Source organism: Paenibacillus sp. FSL H8-0457 (genome assembly GCF_038051935.1).
GTDB lineage: Bacteria > Bacillota > Bacilli > Paenibacillales > Paenibacillaceae > Paenibacillus_AQ > Paenibacillus_AQ lautus_A.
The window spans coordinates 1,831,080-1,850,354 of sequence record NZ_CP150293.1; the positions used below are offsets into that span (position 1 = coordinate 1,831,080).

The window sequence follows — 19,275 nt, forward strand, 5'->3', positions numbered from 1 at the left end:
ACGAGTACAGGATCGACAGTGACATTGAGGGGGGCCTCAAGTGAGCAATGAACGCTTGAATCATACGGAGACTGTCCTATGGACAGGCATTGTAACGGATTTGGCATTAGCCTTGTGCAAAGGGATAGCCGGTTACTTATCCGGCAGCAAGGCTCTCATCGGAGATGCCCTGCATTCTGCGGCGAATGCCGTAACTTTATTGGTGGACCGGTTGCCAAGCCTTGGCATATTCGGCACGAAAAGTCCGATGCGGGACAAACGGAACGTTTCGAGTACGACGGAGCCCGTCATATCGATCTTATTTGCCGTGTTATTGATCATGGGCGGCATTCAAATTGCGGTATCCGCGATCCAGACCATGGCATCGGATAACCTCGAGCCGCCGGCCACATCGGCGCTCCTTGCAATTTTCATATCGATGGCGGTGAACGAAGCGGTATTCCAATATCAAAGCTGGCAGATGAAAAGACTGCATGATCCCCGGTACGAAATGTTATCGGCTGATCATCGGTTTGCCTTATATTCATCGCTAACGGTATTGATCGGCGTGTCGCTATCCATGGCAGGCTCCTATTTTGAATGGTCGCCTCTATTCTACATGGATTCCATAGCGGCTCTTATCGTGGCTTGTCTCGTGGTCCGGAAAGGATATATACTCATCGTTCATTCCGTTTACGGCACGCTTGCGGAGGAGAAACGCCATGAACACGAAGCCGAATTCATGGATACGATTCAGCGGGTGCACGGCGTGATCACGATCGAGGAGCTGAAGGTTCAAGAATACGGACAGATTCGCCACGTGAACATCGAAGTGAAAATCACCGTGAATCCGAGAACGTCCGTATTGGAAGCTCAGGAAATTGCCGAGCGAATCCGGAAGCTGTTGACCCATCGATTTATTCAGGTTACGGATGCCAAGGTTCACGTTGTGCCTTATGAACCCGGTTACCCGTATAAATCGAACTATGACTTGATGGACAACGATATGCCGACACTGCCGCAATAAGGGCGGAGCTTTTAAGACAGCAGGAAATAGGCAGGAAAAGGAAGGTGAATCCCTGTGCTGTATTCCAAATATGAATGGAGAATACGAGAGGCAGCGTCAACGATCACCGAACGGCTGGCCCATGATTTGTCGCTGCCACCCATCGTGGCTTCACTCATGGCGTCCCGGGGGATACAATCAGCCGAGGCTGGCCGGGAATTTTTATATGGAACGTTTGAGCTGACGCACGACCCTTATCTCATGCAGGGAATGCGGGAGGCCGTGCCGCGCATCCGCAAAGCGCTGGAGGATCGGGAGCATATTCTGATCTACGGCGATTATGACGCGGACGGGGTTTCCAGCACATCATTGATGATTCATCTGATGCGTTATTTGGGAGCATCTTATGATATTTATATCCCTCACCGATCCAATGAAGGTTATGGCTTACATAATCATGCGCTGGATTGGGCCCATCAGCAAGGGGTCAGTCTGGTGATTACCGTAGATACCGGGATTAGTGCGGTCGAGCAAATCGCGTATGCCAACAGCCTTGGCATCGACGTCATCGTCACCGACCATCATGAACCGCCTGAGGTGCTGCCTGAGGCATATGCATTGATTAATCCGAAGATCCCGACATGCCCGTATCCCTTTAAGGGGCTGGCCGGCGTAGGCGTGGCTTACAAATTGGCACAGGCTCTCGTGGGTGACCCGCCGGAGGAATGGCTCCAGATCGTTTCGATCGGAACGATCGCTGACTTGATGCCGCTCACGGGGGAGAATCGGGTGCTTGTGAAGCACGGTATCGAATCGATGCGAAAAACGCGGTATGAAGGCATCCGCAGCTTGCTTGAGGTATCGGGAATTCATGTAGAGCAGGTGACGGCCGTTAACGTGGCCTTCTCCATGGCACCACGGATTAACGCCAGCGGCCGCTTGGACCATGCAGGCCGTGCCGTTACGCTGCTTACAACGGAGCACAGGGAAGAGGCAGAGCGCCTTGCTTGGGAGCTGGACGGGCTGAACAAGGATCGGCAGCAAGTGGTCGAAAACATCGTCCAGGAAGCGCTGGGGATGGTTCAAGACCGCTGGAGAGGGCAGGAGATCCCGCCTGTTATCGTACTGGCGGGCGAGGGCTGGAATGTCGGCGTGGTCGGCATCGTGGCTTCCAAAATCCTGGAGCGCTTTTACCGCCCCGTTGTAATTCTCGGGATTGATCCCGAAACGGGAAACTGTAAAGGCTCTGCCCGTTCGATTCCGGGATTCGATATCTATGCGGCTTTGCTTTCTTGCAAAGACGTCATGGACCACTTTGGCGGCCATCCTTCCGCAGCCGGCATGAGCCTCCATCGAGACCGCTTGGCGGCATTCGAACAGGGACTTCATCGATATGCGGAGGATGCGCTCGAAGCAGAGCATCTGATTGCCGTTTGCGAAGCGGACCTGGAAGCCAGTTTGTCGGAGGTATCCGTACCCATTCTGGAACAGATGGAACAGTTAGGCCCGTTCGGCATGGCGAATGCCGTACCGAAGATTGTTTTTCGGGACGTTGTCATCAAGGACGTCCGCAAGATCGGCAAAGAAGGGAAACATCTGAAGCTTCGTTTGCAGCAAAAGCGGGAGGTTATCGATGCGATCTCATTCGGCTGGGGCCATCTTGCCGATATTCTGCCGGTGGGTTCGGTTGTGGATGTGCTTGGCGAGCTTTCCGTCAATGAATGGAACGGGAGCCGTAAAGTGCAGCTCATGATTCAGGATATCTGCGCCCCTTATCAGCAGGTGTTTGATTACCGCGGGATCAAAGAACCGATCCGGGAGATCCAGAGGTGGAGAGCTGAACTGGAGCCGCATCTGCGGTGCCCGGCTGTCCGTTCCGCGGTGGTGTACGCAAAAGATTCACATCCGGAAATAAAAAGTCAATTGTATGATATGTGCCTTTGGGTATATGATAGGAATGCTGGCATCATGCCGGATAATGAAATCGCCGCGAGCGGCAGTCAAGAAGACATTTCCGTTTTGTTCGTACTGGATGTACCGGAGACGGCTGAGCAACTCGCTGCATTCATGTCAGCCTTCCATTCCGTTCCCAATATATTTATGTTACATCCGACCCGGAACCTGCGCGAACGGCTGCAAATTCCGGACCGGGAACAGTTTAAGAAGCTGTACGTATCACTCGCTGGACTGACGTCCGCTCCCATGCCGGAAAAAGAGGTCGTAACACGTCTACAGAAGCAGACTTCGTTGTCATCGCGCATGCTGGTCAAAGTACTGGATGTCTTTGAGGAATTGGCATTCATTCAGCGTGACCAGGGACAAATTACCTTTGTACCGAAGCCGGAGAAAAAACCGCTCGACGCATCCCGTCACTTCCGGGAATTAAGCGACTTGGCGGATATGGAGCAGCATCTGCTGCATGCCGGTACCGAACAGTTAACCCAGTGGATGACGTCCCGTACAAAAGGCGTATCTTAACCGCAACTATACAGGAGGAGATTATTTTGGATTTTAAAGATTATATTCGTGTCATTCCCGATTTTCCGCAAGCGGGGATCAGCTTCAAGGATATTACCACACTGCTGAAGAATGGTGAGGTATATCGCAAAGCCATCGAGGAACTGAAGGTCTTGGTTTCCGATCTCAAAATTGATGTGATAGCTGGTCCCGAAGCCCGTGGATTCGTCGTGGGTGCTCCGCTGGCTTACGCGCTTGGCGTGGGATTCGCGCCCATTCGCAAAAGCGGCAAGCTGCCTTACGAAACGATTGAAGTGGGATATGACCTCGAATACGGTAAAGATCGCTTGGCGATGCATACCGATGCAATCGAGAAAGGGCAAAATGTATTGATTGCGGATGATCTTCTTGCAACAGGCGGTACGATTGCGACTTCGGTTAACCTCATCCGTCAATTGGGCGGGAACGTTGTTGGCGCTGCTTTCATGATCGAGCTGACGGATTTGAACGGCCGCTCGAAGCTGGATGACATCGATGTATTTACGTTGATGCAGTACGAGTAAACGACACTATTCTTCCTGATTTTCCCGGGAAATAATAAATGCCCTGAGCAATCAGCTCAGGGCATTTTTCTGTTTAGCAATAAAGTTGTCGGTTCAATCCGGCGTTTTTTCCACGAGCGGTTCATCATTCTTTTCATTGGAAAGCCCGGTAATTTCGAAGAGTTTGAAGAGGACAGCCATTATGACACCTACGATGGTCGCCAATGCCATACCCTTCAGCTCGACCGTGTTAATCTTCAAGGTTACGCCGCTGATTCCTGTTACCAATACGATTGTAGCCAAGATCATGTTGCTTGCTTTGGAGAAATCCACCTTCTGCTCCACGAAGATCCGAAGGCCGGAAGCTGCGATTACCCCGAACAGCAAGAGAGACACGCCGCCCATAACCGGTGTTGGAATGTTCGCTACAACGGCGGAAAATGTTCCTGAGAAGGAAAGAATAATGGCAATAATGGCGGCGCCTCCGATGACAAACACGGAGTACACCTTCGTCAAAGCCATGACCCCGATATTTTCACCGTACGTTGTATTCGGCGTGGAACCAACAAATCCGGACAAGATGGTGGAAATACCGTTGCCAAGCAGGGAGCGGTGAAGGCCAGGATCCTTGGAAAGGTCTTTGCCCACGATATTGCTGGTTACCAGCAGGTGGCCGATGTGCTCCACGATAACTACGAGCGAAACCAGAATGATGGTCCAGATCGCCCCGCTATCAAAAACCGGGGTTGTCAGCTCCGGAGCCGACAGGAACTTCGCGTTAGCAATTTTCTCCGTGTCCACGACCCCAAGCGCGAAGGAAAGCGCATATCCGACAACGATCCCGATCAGGATGTGGATAATTTTGGCGAAGCCGCGGAACAAGATGGAACCCAACACCGTAACTCCGAGGGTAACGAGCGAGATGGTAATGATTTTAGGATCGATGGACTGCCCTTCTTCCGGCAAAAAACCAGCCATGCCTGCGGCAACCGGAACCAGCTCAAGCCCGATCATCGCAATAATGGCACCCATTACTGCTGGCGGGAATACGAAGTCGATCCATTTGGTTCCCGCATATTTGACAATGAACGCCACAATACAGAAGATGATACCCGTCACGATAAAGGCGCCCAAAGCTTTGCCGTAGTTGGCTTCCGGATCGCCTGCCAGTACGATCAGCACCGGTGAGATAAAGGCGAAGCTGGAGCCGAGGTAGGCCGGAATCTTTCCTTTACATAAAAAAATGTAGAGCAGCGTGCCGATACCATTCATCAGCAGGATCATGCCGGGATCCACGCCGAATATGTTCGGTACAAGCACCGTGCTTCCGAACATGGCGAACAAATGCTGCAGGCTCAGAAGGAACCCTGGACCAAACGGAAGCTTCTCATCTACTTGAATTTCACGTTGCAAACCATTTCACTCCTCTATAGGACTTTAAATATAGGACCGTTCGCGTACGATCTTTAATAGATTAAATACAATCGTTCGTTTTTTCAACAATAATTTTTACAGTTCGTCAAAATATTCAATTCATGTCATGTTTTGATGTCCCCGTGCAGGAAAAGGGCATACTATAAGTGACCGAACGCTCCACATGTTGACGTATAACGCCGCAAGCGTCATAATGATAGGAAAACAATCACGAGGGAACCTGCACGTTTTGACAAGGGCGGGTTCCATTTTATATAGAAAGGGAAGAGAAGGACTCCAAAATGGGCATAGAGCGATTACTCGAAAAGGCCAGCGCCTATATAAAAGAACCCGATCTTCTCCGCATCCAGGAAGCTTATGAATTTGCGGAGCAAGCCCACCACGGACAAGTGCGGAAATCGGGAGAACCTTATATTCTTCATCCGCTTGCGGTTGCAGACATCGTGGTGAACATGCAGATGGACACATTGTCCATTATTGCTGCATTGCTTCACGATGTCGTTGAGGATACAACCGTATCGCTCGAGCAGATCCGCGAGCGTTTCGGGGATACCTGCGCAATGCTGGTGGATGGTTTAACGAAGTTGGAACGCATCCAATTCCGATCCAAAGAAGAGCAGCAAAACGAAAATTATCGCAAGATGTTTATCGCCATGGCACGGGATATCCGCGTAATCGTCATCAAGCTGGCGGACCGGCTTCATAATATGCGTACTCTTAAGTACCAGTCCGAGGAGAGCCAGCGCCGCATTTCCTATGAAACCTTGGAAATCTTTTGTCCGATAGCCCATCGTCTCGGTATTTCCGCGATTAAATGGGAGATGGAGGACATTGCGCTTCGTTACTTGAATCCGCAGCAGTATTACCGCATTGCGAATTTGATGCACAAGAAGCGTGCGGAGCGGGAGCAGTACATCGACAACGTCATCGTCTGCATCCGCGAGAAGCTTGACGAGATGGGCATTCAAGCCGATTTGTCAGGCCGACCTAAGCATATCTACAGCGTGTTCAAGAAAATGACGGTGAAAAACAAGCAGTTCAACGAAATTTACGATCTCCTTGCAATCCGCATTATTGTGGACAATATCAAGGATTGTTATGCCACGCTCGGCATCATCCACACCCTGTGGAAGCCGATGCCTGGCCGCTTCAAAGATTATATCGCCATGCCAAAAACGAATATGTACCAGTCCCTCCACACAACGGTGGTAGGGCCTAACGGGGAGCCGACGGAGGTTCAGATCCGCACCTGGGAGATGCATCGAACGGCAGAGTTCGGTATCGCGGCACACTGGGCGTATAAAGAAGGCTCCGCAGGCAACGGGGGCAGCTTCGACAACAAGATGACGTTTTTCCGCGAGATATTGGAGCTGCAGCATGAAACGAAGGATGCGTCGGAATTTGTAGAATCTTTGAAAATGGACTTTTTCTCGGATTTGGTGTTTGTGTTTACGCCAAAAGGCGAGGTGATCGAGCTGCCTTCCGGCTCCGTTCCCCTCGACTTTGCCTACCGAATTCATACCGAAGTAGGAAACCGCACCATTGGTGCCAAGGTCAACGGAAGAATCGTTCCGCTGGATCATCAGCTCAAAACCGGCGATATCGTGGAAATTTTGACGTCGAAGCATTCCTACGGTCCAAGCCAGGACTGGCTGAAGATTGCCCAATCCTCGCATGCCCGAAGTAAAATCAAGCAGTGGTTCAAGAAAGAAAAGCGCGAAGAGAATGTCGAGAAGGGCCGCGAGATGCTGGAGCGCGAAATCAAGCGCCTCGGTCTTGACGTGTCCGAGTGGACGACGGACGATAAATTAATGGAAGCGGCCAAGAAATTCGCTTTTAATGATATCGAGGATATGCTATCGGCGGTCGGCTTCGGCGGGATCACTGCCGCGCAGATCTGTACGAAGGTGACCGAGAAGCTGCGCAAGGAGCAGGAGGAAGCCAACCAGCTTGAATTAACCTCCGAGATGAAGGAAATCAAGCCGGCCGAGAAACGCAGCCGCCCGACCAACGGCGTCCGCGTCAAAGGGATTGATAACCTGCTCGTGCGTTTCGCAAGATGCTGCAACCCCGTACCCGGCGATGATATTGTAGGTTATGTAACCCGCGGCCGCGGCGTATCGGTCCATCGTTCAGATTGTGCGAATCTGCCGACAACGGATGAGGGCGAGGATGCGGCACGCGTGATTGAGGTGGAATGGGAAACGGCCGTCGAGGCAAATTACAGCGTCGATATCGAAGTGACGGGACACGATCGCAACGGATTGCTGAACGAAGTCCTTCAGGCCGTCTCCGAGAGCAAGACGAACATTTCCGCCGTCACGGGGCGATCCGACAAGAACAAAATGGCCATGATCCACATGACCATCCTGATTCGCAATACGGATCATCTCCAATCCGTAGTGGAACGGATCAAGCGGGTGAAGGATGTGTATACCGTTCATCGGATCATGCAGTGACGGCACGATGCGCTAAGGGAATGGTCCCGGGGTTCTGACGAATCCCGGAGGATGATACAAATGCGGTCTGTTATCCTGAGGGAGACAGGCCGTTTTATTTTTGGAAGATGAAGGAGCTAAGCCTATGAGAGTGGTCATTCAACGATGCAAGAATGCGCAAGTCGCAGTGGATAATGAAATCGTCGGCAAGATTGAAGCGGGATTGATGGTGCTGGTCGGCGTGACGCATGAGGATGAAGAGAAGGATGCCAAATACCTTGCCGAAAAGGTAGCGGGGCTGCGGATTTTTGAGGATGAGCAGGGGAAAATGAATTTCAGCGTCCAGGACGTGGGCGGAGCGATTCTGTCGGTGTCCCAATTTACCCTCTATGGAGACACCCGCAAAGGAAAGCGGCCGAACTTTATGGCTGCCGCAAAACCGGACGAAGCGAATGCATTGTATGAGTCGTTTAACCGCGAGCTTTCGGCGAAGGGATTGCAGGTGGAGACCGGGGTGTTCGGAGCGATGATGGACGTGTCGTTGACCAACTGGGGACCGGTGACGCTAATTATCGACAGCCGGTCCTAACCTGCCTAAAAAGGACGGCAGCATGCATCATATTGGAGAGATGGGGCATCCTGAGTGAATAATCGAAGGTTGTTATTCGCAAATAAAGGAGCCGTACGATATGCGTCAATCCCCCAAATTTTCGATATGGAGCAGTTTGCCTGCGACGGTCGGAACCGGAGGCGTCAGGGAAGCAGCCAGCACGGAACGCATGGTTTCGGCGCCGGAAGAATCTGCACAGCTCATCAGCATCAAGGGAAATATGCGGAAGCAGCTGCCCCGATCGTAGATTCGGCACAGTTTCGTGTCATGAAAGCGGCTTTTTATAAGCGGAGCCTGAGATGATCTCAGGCTCTTTTTGGCGTTCGCGGATCATCGTCATACTCAAGCTTCCTTCGGGACAGACATCTGTTGCAGGCAAGCGCCGTTCTTTGGCCTTTTTCATGAATTCCGCTGTTATAAAAAAGAGATTCCAGGGTAATAACAAATCGAGGACATTTCAGGAAGGAGACATGCCAGATGAGTAAAGTAGCATTTCTACTAGCCGACCAATTCGAAGATTCCGAGATGAAAACTCCTTACGATGCCGTGAAGGAAGCGGGGCATCAGGCTGATATTATTGGATTGAAACAAGGACAAGAGGTAAAGGGCAAACAGGGCAAGGCTTCCTACACAACCGATAAAGCCATTGCGGACGTCAACATAAACGATTATGATGCGGTGGTTATTCCAGGCGGTTCTTCTCCGGAAAACTTGCGTCTGGATTCCCATATATTGCAGTTTGTTGCAGCAGCGGACAAGGCGGGTAAACCGATTGCCTCGATATGCCACGGGCCGCAAATTTTGGCAAGCGCCGACCTGCTGAAGGGGCGTACGATCACTTCCTATCCTCCGCTTCAGGATGATATGGTAAACGCCGGCGCCAACTTTAAGGATGAGGAAGTCGTCGTGGATCGGAATTTCATTACGTCCCGGACTCCGAAAGACGAGCCGGCCTTCGTGCGCGAGCTGTTAAAAGCGCTGTAGGCGCTAAATTAGCTGTATGGTTGTCCATGTAATACCGATCTTTCAAACACACGGGTTGAAAAAAAGGAGGAATGGACATGTCTAGACAAATTCAAGCTTATTTCAGGACGGAAGACGACGCTGAAGGCGCAAGGACGAGGCTGCTGACGTACAACACGGAACAGCTGGAGGTAGGACAGCTTCAGGATTCGGTCCGAAACGGAGGGAATATCCTGGTGCCGCTGGTGCCATGGGGCAATGCCGGCACGGGCGGTGCTACGGCAGGGGCAACAACGATGGGGGCTCCCGGCGGCGTAATCGGGGCTCCCGGGGTGATTGTGGGGGCAAGGGATACCGGCCGCGACATCGCCCAGGACCGGCCGGACAGCGATGATCTGCCCGGCGACGGATGGCGGGAAGCGGACGTGACCGACGGGGACTATGACGATCTCAGGTACACCTTGTCCGTTAAGGTAAGGGATGAGGACTATGATCAGATCGTGCATGAGTTGCGGGCGAATAACGCTTATGTGGAGCGATTTGATTAATGTCTGATTAGCGAAGAGACGCGGCAGGCGATGAGCTGCTAAGAGGGAGCTTATCATTTGCAGGGCTTAACCGCCGAAACGCAAAAAAAGGGCTGTTCCTTTGGTGGAGCAGCCCTTTTCAACTCTATGACATAAAAGCGCTTTCTTGCTTGTAATATAACTGTAATGTTTGTTCAATGTTTCTTTAATATTCCCTGTTTATAATAACAGCATGACCCCCTTTTTTATATAATATATGTTTTGGACCTACAACAGTGGTTTGTAGGTCTTTTTCTTTTTTCGGGAAATTTCTACAAAGTTTCTTGACTTTAGTGCGGCGGTTCATTAGAATCTAAAAATATAATGTTTTGGGTATACTATATTTATGAATAACGGATTTCATGACGGGAACAAGTACTCCATCCCCACAAGACCAGAGAAGAATCCCTTGGCTGTAAGGATTCGCTTGATGAGTGGACGAATGACCTCCCCGAGAACAGACGGCGAAGCAAGCACCGGTTAACCGGTGGGATAGACAGTAGCCGAACTGCGCGGCCGGGCGTTATACGGATGAAGCGGATGGTTGAACACATGTTAGGATGTGTCGCCGCCGGAATGTGGGTGGTACCACGGGTGATAAATTAAACATCTCTCGTCCCTGTTGTCTTAGGACAGCGGGACGGGAGATTTTTTAGTTTCACGGCTTGTTGAGAAATGACTCCCTAGGAGTTTTTCCATAGTTAAACAGATCTAGGCAATGGACATGTTCAAAAGGTGAGTATGTCATAGGACGCGGAGGGATGAAGATGGCAAACGAGAAATTCGAGAAACCGACAGGCACGCAGGACATCCTGCCAGGAGCCGTCGAGAAATGGCAGTTTATCGAGGAGAAGGCACGGGATCTATGCCGGAGGTACAACTACCGCGAAATTCGCACACCGATCTTCGAACAGACCGAATTGTTCGAACGCGGGGTCGGCGAAACGACGGATATCGTTGAGAAGGAAATGTACACGTTCAAGGACAAAGGGGATCGCAGCATGACACTTCGTCCGGAAGGGACGGCAGGCGTCGTTCGGGCTTACGTGCAAAACAAGCTGTATGGAGAGCCCGATGTCACGAAGCTGTACTATATGGGGCCCATGTTTCGCTATGAGCGGCCGCAGGCGGGCCGATACCGCCAGTTCCACCAGTTCGGCGTAGAGGTGTTCGGCACCGCGGATCCGGCTATCGATGCCGAGGTCATTGCGCTGGGGTACAGCTTCTACAAGGAACTTGGATTGAACGGGGTAAAAGCAGAGATTAACTCCGTGGGAACGCCCGAGGTAAGGGCAGCTTACCGCAGCGCGCTGCTTGCTTTCCTGGAACCGATGAAAGACAGCCTTTGCTCGGACTGCCAGTCGCGCATGGAACGCAACCCGCTTCGCGTGCTGGATTGCAAGAAGGACCAAGGGAAGTTCGGTGATGCGCCTTCGATCCTGGACAGCCTGGACGAGGAGTGCAGCACGCATTTCGAGAAAGTCAAAGGGTACCTGGACGCCATGGGCATCGAGTATGAAATCAATCCAAGACTGGTTCGGGGATTGGACTATTACACGCATACCGCCTTCGAATTCAAGGCCCAGGGCATCGGCGCGATTGATACGGTAGGCGGCGGCGGACGCTTCAACGGTCTCGTCGGCCAGATCGGCGGACCGGATCAGCCGGGCATCGGGTTCGGCATCGGCCTTGAGCGTATCCAATTGATTCTGGAGCATCAAGGCGTCAATCTGTCGGCCTCGAAGCCGCTGGACGTTTATCTGGTGGCGCTGGGTGAAGCCGCCGAACGGGAATTGGCGAAATTGATCTACGATCTCCGCAGCAAAGGCGTGTCCGCGGAGCGCGATTATCTCGGCCGGAAAATGAAAGCCCAGATGAAATCGGCTGATCGTCTGCAAGCCCGTTATACCGCCATTCTGGGCGACGACGAGCTGGCACGCGGCGAAATCGCGTTGAAGTCGATGGAGACCGGCGAGCAGCGAACCGTTAGGCTGGATAGCCTGGTCCAGGAATTTGTTTAATCGCCGTAAAGCGGCTTAATTATACTAAAGGGGAATGATAACCGATGAAAAGGACGCATCATTGCGGTCACCTGACAACCGCGAACATTGGAGAAACTGTAACACTGAATGGATGGGTACAAACCCGCCGCGACTTGGGCGGCGTGCTGTTCATCGATCTGCGCGATCGCAGCGGCATCATGCAAATCGTATTTAACCCGGATTTCTCCGGCGAGGCATTGGCCGTTGCCGATAAAGTCCGCAGCGAATTCGTGGTGGCCGTATCCGGGAAAGTTGTAAAGCGCGATCCGGAAACGTTCAACCCGAACCTGCCGACAGGCGAAATCGAAGTACAAGTAACCAGCATCGAAGTGCTGAACGCAGCCAAAACGCCTCCGTTCTTTATCGAAGACGGCGTGGAAGTGGACGAGCAGCTCCGCCTGAAGTATCGTTATCTGGACCTTCGCCGTCCGGAGATGCAAAAAACGCTGATGCTGCGCTCCAAAGCGTCGAAAGTATTCCGCGACTTCCTCGACGATGAGGGCTTCGTGGATGTGGAGACGCCAATTCTGACCAAGAGCTCGCCGGAAGGCGCACGCGACTATCTCGTGCCGAGCCGAGTACACGCAGGCGAATTCTTTGCGCTTCCGCAATCCCCGCAAATCTACAAGCAGCTCCTTATGGTGAGCGGGCTTGAGCGTTACTACCAAATTGCGCGCTGCTTCCGTGACGAAGACTTGCGGGCCGACCGTCAGCCGGAGTTTACCCAGGTCGACATCGAGACGTCCTTCATGGATCGGGAAGACCTGCTGAACATGATGGAGCAGCTGATGGTGAAGCTGTTCAAGGAAACCATCGGCGTTGAGCTGGCGACGCCGTTCCAGCGTATCAGTTATGCCGACGCCATGGGCAAATACGGCTCTGATAAGCCGGATCTCCGCTTCGGCATGGAACTGATCAAAATGAACGACATCGTTGCAAGCAGCGGCGTCAAAGTATTCTCTTCCGTCATTGAAAAAGGCGGCGAAGTGAAGTGTTTGAACGCTAAAGGCTGCGGCACCTGGACCCGTAAGGAAATTGACGATCTGGGACCGTATGCAGCCCGTTACGGAGCGAAGGGTCTTGCCTGGATTCAAGTGAAAGAGGGCGAATTCAAAGGGCCTATCGTGAAATTCTTCAGCGAGCAGGAAATTGAAGCGGTAAGAGAACGCACGGGAGCCGAAGACGGAGACCTGCTGCTGTTCTCCGCAGACAACAAAAAAGTGGTTGCCGACGTGCTTGGCGCGCTCCGTTTGAAAATCGGACGCCAGCTAGGCTTGATCAACGACAACGAATACAAGTTCGCTTGGGTGCTCGACTTCCCGCTGTTCAGCTATGACGAAGAGGCGAAGCGCTATGTGGCCGAGCATCATCCGTTCACCCGTCCAAAAGACGAGGATCTGGAATTGATGGATACGGATCCGCTTGCCGTACGCGCTGAAGCTTACGACATCGTTCTGAATGGATACGAAGTAGGCGGCGGTTCCATGCGGATTTACAAACGCGAGATCCAAGAGAAAATGTTTGCGGCTCTTGGCATGTCGCCGGAAGTGGCGCACGACAAATTCGGCTATCTTATGGACGCCTTTGAGTACGGCACGCCTCCGCACGGCGGAATCGCCTTCGGGTTGGACCGTTTGGTCATGCTGCTTGCCGGACGCACCAATCTGCGTGAAACGATTGCGTTCCCAAAAACGGCAAGCGCAACGGACCTGTTGATGGACGCTCCTTCCCAGGTGGACGGAGGACAGCTGGAGCAGCTGCATATCAAACTCGCCAAGAAGCCGGGCGACGAGAAAAAATAAGCCTGTTGTTCTTGATAAAGGAGGTTGCTTGAATTATGCTGCACCAATTTTCCCGAACGGAATTAGCCATCGGTCCCGAAGGCCTTGAAGTGATGAAGAACAGCACCGTGGCGGTGCTCGGTATCGGCGGCGTGGGTTCCATTGCGGTGGAGGCCCTCGCCCGAACCGGAGTCGGCCGCATCATTCTGATCGACAAAGACGTGGTGGACATCACGAACATCAATCGGCAGATCCACGCGTTAACGACGACGGTGGGTCAGAAGAAAGCGGATTTGATGGTCGATCGGGTCAAACTGATCAATCCGGAATGTGAAGCGATCGCCCTGAACATGTTCTACACCGAAGAAACGTATGAAGAGCTGTTTAAGTACGAGCTGGATTATGTGATCGATGCCTCGGATACGATTATTTATAAAGTGCATTTAATCAAGGAGTGCCTGCGTCGCGGCATTCCGATCATCTCGAGCATGGGCGCGGCCAACAAAATGGACCCGACGAAGTTCCAGGTGGCCGACATCTCCAAAACCTCCATGGATCCGATTGCCCGAATCGTGCGCACCAAGCTGCGCAAGGACGGCATCAAGAAAGGGGTCAAGGTCGTGTTCTCTCTGGAAGAGCCGATGAAGCCCCGCCAGGACGTGACGGAGAAAATCGTGCCCGAGAATGCTCCGGAAATCCGGAAGGCGAAGCAGCCGCCGGCAAGCAATGCATTCGTGCCGCCTGTGGCGGGACTGATCATGGTCAGCGTGACGGTGAAAGAGCTGCTCGAAAAAGGCGGCGTCTCGTTGTAACGGGGTGTCCGGACACATTTAAACTCGGATCAAGAAAACGATAGACAAAAGGAAGGCAGAAAGAAAGAACAGCCTTTCGGCAAAATTGAGCGTGGTTAACCAAACGCAGTGTCCAGCAATGGACGCTGCGTTTTTTGCTGCGGTGGACAAGCGATTCGAACAGCAAACCCAAACAATAAAATTCCTGTGACAGCGCTTTGCTAGTATATCCCGGCGAGTTGTGCTACAATGGAACTCCTTTTTGTGTCACGGCCCTAAAGCCAGACTTCGATACGAAAAAATATGTTCTTAGGAGGTAACTGAAAGTGTCAGAATCTTTTCAAAGTGCCTATCAAGAAGAAGAGTCAAGGCTAAACGAGGTTATCGTTGAAATTGACCGTCAGCTTGAACGGCTGCGCGGTATTCCGGTATACACGGGCCATGATTTTACGGAGCAGGTGCTCGAGGCAGGCCGGGAAGAGAAACGGCAGGCCCTCGCCAAAAGCTTGCCGGAGCCTTATTTCGGAAGGCTGGATTTTCAAGAGAACGGAACGGGGGCGAAGAAACCGCTCTACATCGGGAAGATAGGCTTCGACAAGGCGGACGCTGGTGATCACCCGATGGTGATTGATTGGCGGGCTCCGGTCGCGAGTCTATTCTACTCCTTTACGGGCGGTACCGATCCGGCTTCATTCGAAGCGCCCGAAGGAATCATCGAGGGGCTTGTGTATTTAAAACGAAACGTCGTGATCCGCAAGCAAATTTTGGAGCGGGTATCGGACACGTACAATCGGGAAAGCGGCGGACCTGCCGTATCCGATGAGTTTTTGGTCTACCGTCTCGGAGAGAACAAGGATAACCGGCTGCGGGATATCGTGTCCACGATCCAAGCGGAGCAGGATAAAATCATCCGGGCGGCCAAGAACACCGCCCTCATCATCCAAGGGGTGGCGGGAAGCGGAAAAACGACGGTGGCGCTGCATCGGCTGGCTTATTTGCTCTACCAGTACAAGGAGCAGGTAACGGCCGAGAAAATGATCATATTCGCGCCAAACCTCATGTTCCTGGATTACATATCCGATGTGCTGCCCGAGCTCGGAGTTGGTGATATTCAGCAGCGGACCTTTGGCGATTGGGCGGCGAAGCTGCTTGATATTCAGCTGTCCTCGGAGGATCATGCACAGACGCTTCATCAGTGGTTCGAGACGGAACCGGGCCAAGGGACGCCGGATATCGACGATAATGTGAGCGGGCGCTATAAAGGCTCCTTAAGGCTGATGGATATCGTGCGGCGGTGCGTGGAGTCCATCGAAGCCGCAGCCCTACCGGACGGGGATTTCTCTCCATGGGATGGAGCCGTGCTGAAACAGGAGACGATGGCGGAATGGTTTTACCAGGAATATAAGCCCTATCCGCTGGCGAAACGGAAGGAACGGCTGCTCGCCAGATTGCATCGCTGGGCCTTAATGGAGCTGAAGAAATCGCCATCGGCGGCCGTGCTGAAAGAACGGAAGAAAAAAGCGGCACAACGAGAAAAGGCTTATGCCAATCGCTGGCCGAAATTTGAACCGATTTCCCTATATAAGCAATTGTTTGGAGCGGTCAAGGCGGCTGGCTCCTGGGTCGAAGAGCTCTCCGCTCTTATTCCGCCGGAGGTACTGGCCGCAACGCGCAAAGATCTGAAGAAGAATGTGGTCCGGGAAGAGGATTTGCCTGCCCTGCTGTATTTCCACTGCTTGCTGAACGATATTTCCTCAGAGCAGCGGTTTGACCACATCGTCATCGATGAAGCCCAGGATTTCTCTCCGTTTCAGGTGGCTGTGCTGGATCTGTTCGTAAGAGGACATTCCTTCACCATACTAGGCGATCTGTCGCAGGGCATTCATGCGTATCGCGGCGTGCATGCGTGGGAAGAAATGAGCTCCCTGTTCAAGGAAGAGGAAACGGCTTATTTTGCGCTGACGCGCAGCTACCGTTCCACGATGGAGATCATTGAATTTGCCAATGGGATACTGGAGAAGGGGGTCGCAAGCGACCTGCTGGCCGTGCCCGTATTCCGTAGCGGCGATGCCGTTCGCCTCATTCCTTATGATGCCGCGAACGCCAGAAGGAAGGATTTGGAGCGGGCCATGGGTGCGCTCATTGCCAAGGAATACCGGACGGTAGCCATTCTCACCCGCACCTTGCGGGAAGCGAAAGAGCTGCATGAGGAGTTAAGCCCGTCCTGGCCGATGCTGAATCTGATCGATGGCAGCAAAGGAACGTATCAGGGCGGATATTCCGTGCTCCCCGTGTACTTGTCCAAAGGGCTTGAGTTCGATGCCGTTGTGGTGGCAGATGCGGACCGGGCGCATTACGCGGAGAAAGCTTGGGATGCCAAGCTGATGTATGTAGGCTGTACGCGTGCACTGCATGAGCTGTGGCTGTTGCACGGGGAGCCGCTGCCTTCGTATATCATGGCAGAGACATCAGAGATCATGGCGAGCGGTTGGCCAGCGGAGTAATCGTGCGATTGCGCAACGGCTGTCGGTTCCCGGAATGTCAATAGAGAGAATCGGAAGTCCCGCAGGGATTCACATGGCAGCATGTGTTAGCCTCTGCGGGACTTTTTTGTTGTGCAGGGGCTTGCTAGGGGTTTAACCAATCATTTGGTAGGAGGAGCCCAGATTTTCGATAAACCGGATCAAAGTCCAGACAGCAAGGATGGAACAGGCAGCGGCCAGAAGGATGAAGAGGGCCATTTTTCGCATAGGCTTTCGTTTCAATTCCATAGTCTCCCTTCGTGCATAGTGGTTAAGCGACACGCTTCATAACAAGACCTCGTCGTCGTCCTCACTCCGGATTCCCTGCCTGTACTCGTAAAGCATGATGGCTGAACGTATGAAGACATACAAGCCGAGCAGGAACTGCAGGATGAGGACGGCATACAGCAGGTTCATCGCGAGTCGCTCATCGTCGAAATATCCGGGACCGAATGTTTCTTTCAAAAGATGATGGGTACTGACATGAAGGTAGAGCCCCAGTATACTGATCGCCATATTTATTGCCGCGTTATACAATTTGCGTACGGATTTTTTGCGAGTCGTCATCACATTCTCCCCAGATCAGGCTTTTCAAACGTTTCCCTATTATATGAAACGCTTCCGGTTCGATAAAAGTTGGATATGATCAAAATCAGATGCAATATCCGAGCCATGGGACGAATGAAGCGTAGGAGAGGAACTTACCGCAGCGCAGGCACGGCGAATTCGAATATGATATGATAGAGCGTGATGGATTGGATTGAAACGACTTATTTTTGCATTGATATCAGACAAGGAAGTGTTGTCATGGATTTATTCAGTATCGGGCGTGAAGGGGACCGGGATTCCCGGCTGCTGGCCGATCGGATGCGCCCTTCGTCGCTGGATGAATATATAGGACAAGAGCATATAATCGGACCGGGCAAACTGCTCCGGCGGGCCATAGAGGCGGACCAGGTTTCGTCGATTTTATTGTACGGCCCGCCTGGTTGCGGCAAAACAACGCTTGCGCATATCATTTCCCAGCAAACGAAAGGGTATTTCGTTCGCCTTAACGCGGTGGAAGCCTCGGTAAAGGACGTCAGGGAAGTCATTGAGCAAGCCCAGAGCAACCGCAGCCTGTACGGCACCAAAACAATCCTGTTTTTGGATGAGGTGCACCGGTTCAACAGCTCCAGACAGGATGCGCTGCTGCCTGCCGTGGAGAACGGCACGATCATATTTATCGGCGCGACGACCGAGAACCCCTTTCATTACGTCAACGGAGCTTTAATGAGCCGTTCTACCTTGTTTCAGCTTCAGCCGCTGACCAAGGACCATTCCATGATTGCGATGCGGCGCGCGCTGATCGATCAAGACAAGGGTCTTGGATTCATGGATCTCATGGCCGATGAGGAAGCGCTGGAGCACATTGCAGCCATGGCGAACGGGGATATCCGGCGTGCACTCAATGCGCTGGAGCTGGCAGCGATGACGACGCCTCCGGATTCCACCGGTACGGTTCATATTACGCTCGAGGTGGCCGAGGAATCGATTCGCCGACCTACCGTGCGTGCGGACGAGTCCACGCAGTACGATGTGCTGTCCGCCTTTCACAAGAGCATTCGGGGCTCCAGCGATGCGGCGCTGTTCTGGTTTTTGTATGCGGTCGAAAAGCTCGGCATGGACCCGATGGTGTTCATCCGCCGCCTGATTGCTGCCAGCAGCGAGGATATCGGGCTTGCCAATCCCCAAGCCATGGTGCAGGCGGTAAGCGCATTGGATGCCTACCGGAACAACGGCTGGCCGGAAGCCAAGCTGAACATCGCTCAGGCGATCCTGTTCGCCGTGGAGAGCCCGAAATCCGATGGCGTTGTATCCGCTATATCCCGCGCGATGTCCGCCATGGATGAAGTGAAATCGGCGGAGGTTCCGCTGCATCTGCGCGATGCGCATTACTCGGGGGCGGTTAAGCTGGGACATGTCGGCTACAAGTACCCGCACGATTATCCGGGCCATTACGTGAAGCAGGAGTATTTGCCGAAGGAGCTCTCCCACCGGGTGTTCTATCAGGCCACGGAGCAGGGGAACGAAGCCAAGATCGCCCACAACCAGCGATTACGACGCGAAGAATAGGGTCGTACGGCGATAACGGGAATTACGGC

The 19,275-nt window shown here is 52.7% G+C and carries 16 protein-coding genes; 13 read left to right on the forward strand and 3 right to left on the reverse strand.

The window, feature by feature from the left end:
• The first annotated feature begins 40 nt into the window (after positions 1-40).
• From MHI43_RS07900 to MHI43_RS07910, 3 genes are read left to right on the forward strand one after another with little or no spacing between them, the layout of a single operon-like run.
• Positions 41-1,006 (forward strand): cation diffusion facilitator family transporter, encoded by a 966-nt coding sequence (locus MHI43_RS07900; protein WP_015734042.1) that lies wholly within the window; start codon positions 41-43, stop codon positions 1,004-1,006.
• A 54-nt stretch (positions 1,007-1,060) separates the two neighbouring features.
• The gene (gene recJ / locus MHI43_RS07905) at positions 1,061-3,463 is read left to right on the forward strand and encodes a single-stranded-DNA-specific exonuclease RecJ (RefSeq protein ID WP_036666283.1); all 2,403 of its coding nucleotides are present in this window, start codon (positions 1,061-1,063) and stop codon (positions 3,461-3,463) included.
• Positions 3,464-3,489: 26 nt separating this feature from the next.
• Positions 3,490-4,005 carry an adenine phosphoribosyltransferase gene (locus MHI43_RS07910; protein ID WP_009592753.1) on the forward strand — a complete coding sequence of 172 codons (516 nt, stop codon included), beginning with the start codon at positions 3,490-3,492 and terminating at the stop codon, positions 4,003-4,005.
• 93 nt (positions 4,006-4,098) lie between these two features.
• On the opposite strand, the gene uraA is transcribed toward MHI43_RS07910, so the two are convergent.
• Positions 4,099-5,397: a uracil permease gene (gene uraA, locus MHI43_RS07915; RefSeq protein WP_015734044.1), complete on the reverse strand. Its 1,299-nt coding sequence runs from the start codon at positions 5,395-5,397 to the stop codon at positions 4,099-4,101.
• Between the two features lie 302 nt (positions 5,398-5,699).
• Here uraA and MHI43_RS07920 point away from each other — a divergent pair, with 302 nt between their 5' ends.
• From MHI43_RS07920 to MHI43_RS07930, 3 genes are all read left to right on the forward strand, one after another.
• Positions 5,700-7,877 carry a bifunctional (p)ppGpp synthetase/guanosine-3',5'-bis(diphosphate) 3'-pyrophosphohydrolase gene (locus MHI43_RS07920; RefSeq protein ID WP_009592739.1) on the forward strand — a complete coding sequence of 726 codons (2,178 nt, stop codon included), beginning with the start codon at positions 5,700-5,702 and terminating at the stop codon, positions 7,875-7,877.
• A 124-nt stretch (positions 7,878-8,001) separates the two neighbouring features.
• Complete coding sequence (dtd, locus tag MHI43_RS07925) at positions 8,002-8,445, forward strand: D-aminoacyl-tRNA deacylase (RefSeq protein WP_036666281.1); 444 nt, start codon at positions 8,002-8,004, stop codon at positions 8,443-8,445.
• 100 nt (positions 8,446-8,545) lie between these two features.
• Positions 8,546-8,713, forward strand: coding sequence for a hypothetical protein (locus MHI43_RS07930; RefSeq protein WP_009592793.1), 168 nt, complete (start codon positions 8,546-8,548; stop codon positions 8,711-8,713).
• Positions 8,714-8,731: 18 nt separating this feature from the next.
• On the opposite strand, the gene MHI43_RS07935 is transcribed toward MHI43_RS07930, so the two are convergent.
• A complete protein-coding gene (locus MHI43_RS07935; RefSeq protein WP_341283248.1) occupies positions 8,732-8,869 on the reverse strand; it encodes a hypothetical protein in 138 nt (45 codons plus the stop codon).
• Between the two features lie 74 nt (positions 8,870-8,943).
• Here MHI43_RS07935 and MHI43_RS07940 point away from each other — a divergent pair, with 74 nt between their 5' ends.
• From MHI43_RS07940 to MHI43_RS07965, 6 genes are all read left to right on the forward strand, one after another.
• Positions 8,944-9,450 (forward strand): type 1 glutamine amidotransferase domain-containing protein, encoded by a 507-nt coding sequence (locus tag MHI43_RS07940; protein ID WP_009592768.1) that lies wholly within the window; start codon positions 8,944-8,946, stop codon positions 9,448-9,450.
• A gap of 77 nt (positions 9,451-9,527) precedes the next feature.
• Positions 9,528-9,977, forward strand: a complete 450-nt coding sequence (locus MHI43_RS07945) for a hypothetical protein (protein WP_036666280.1) — start codon at positions 9,528-9,530, stop codon at positions 9,975-9,977.
• Between the two features lie 785 nt (positions 9,978-10,762).
• Positions 10,763-12,016 carry a histidine--tRNA ligase gene (gene hisS, locus MHI43_RS07950; protein ID WP_036666278.1) on the forward strand — a complete coding sequence of 418 codons (1,254 nt, stop codon included), beginning with the start codon at positions 10,763-10,765 and terminating at the stop codon, positions 12,014-12,016.
• Positions 12,017-12,060: 44 nt separating this feature from the next.
• Positions 12,061-13,839 carry an aspartate--tRNA ligase gene (aspS, locus tag MHI43_RS07955; RefSeq protein ID WP_036666277.1) on the forward strand — a complete coding sequence of 593 codons (1,779 nt, stop codon included), beginning with the start codon at positions 12,061-12,063 and terminating at the stop codon, positions 13,837-13,839.
• Between the two features lie 35 nt (positions 13,840-13,874).
• Positions 13,875-14,630 carry a tRNA threonylcarbamoyladenosine dehydratase gene (locus MHI43_RS07960; RefSeq protein WP_009592791.1) on the forward strand — a complete coding sequence of 252 codons (756 nt, stop codon included), beginning with the start codon at positions 13,875-13,877 and terminating at the stop codon, positions 14,628-14,630.
• 305 nt (positions 14,631-14,935) lie between these two features.
• Positions 14,936-17,113, forward strand: coding sequence for a UvrD-helicase domain-containing protein (locus MHI43_RS07965; protein WP_036666275.1), 2,178 nt, complete (start codon positions 14,936-14,938; stop codon positions 17,111-17,113).
• Positions 17,114-17,416: 303 nt separating this feature from the next.
• Here MHI43_RS07965 and MHI43_RS07970 read toward each other — a convergent pair whose 3' ends face one another.
• Positions 17,417-17,698 carry a hypothetical protein gene (locus MHI43_RS07970; RefSeq protein WP_036666273.1) on the reverse strand — a complete coding sequence of 94 codons (282 nt, stop codon included), beginning with the start codon at positions 17,696-17,698 and terminating at the stop codon, positions 17,417-17,419.
• Between the two features lie 240 nt (positions 17,699-17,938).
• On the opposite strand from MHI43_RS07970, the gene MHI43_RS07975 reads away from it, so the two are divergent.
• Positions 17,939-19,246 (forward strand): replication-associated recombination protein A, encoded by a 1,308-nt coding sequence (locus MHI43_RS07975; protein ID WP_036666272.1) that lies wholly within the window; start codon positions 17,939-17,941, stop codon positions 19,244-19,246.
• Positions 19,247-19,275: the final 29 nt, after the last annotated feature.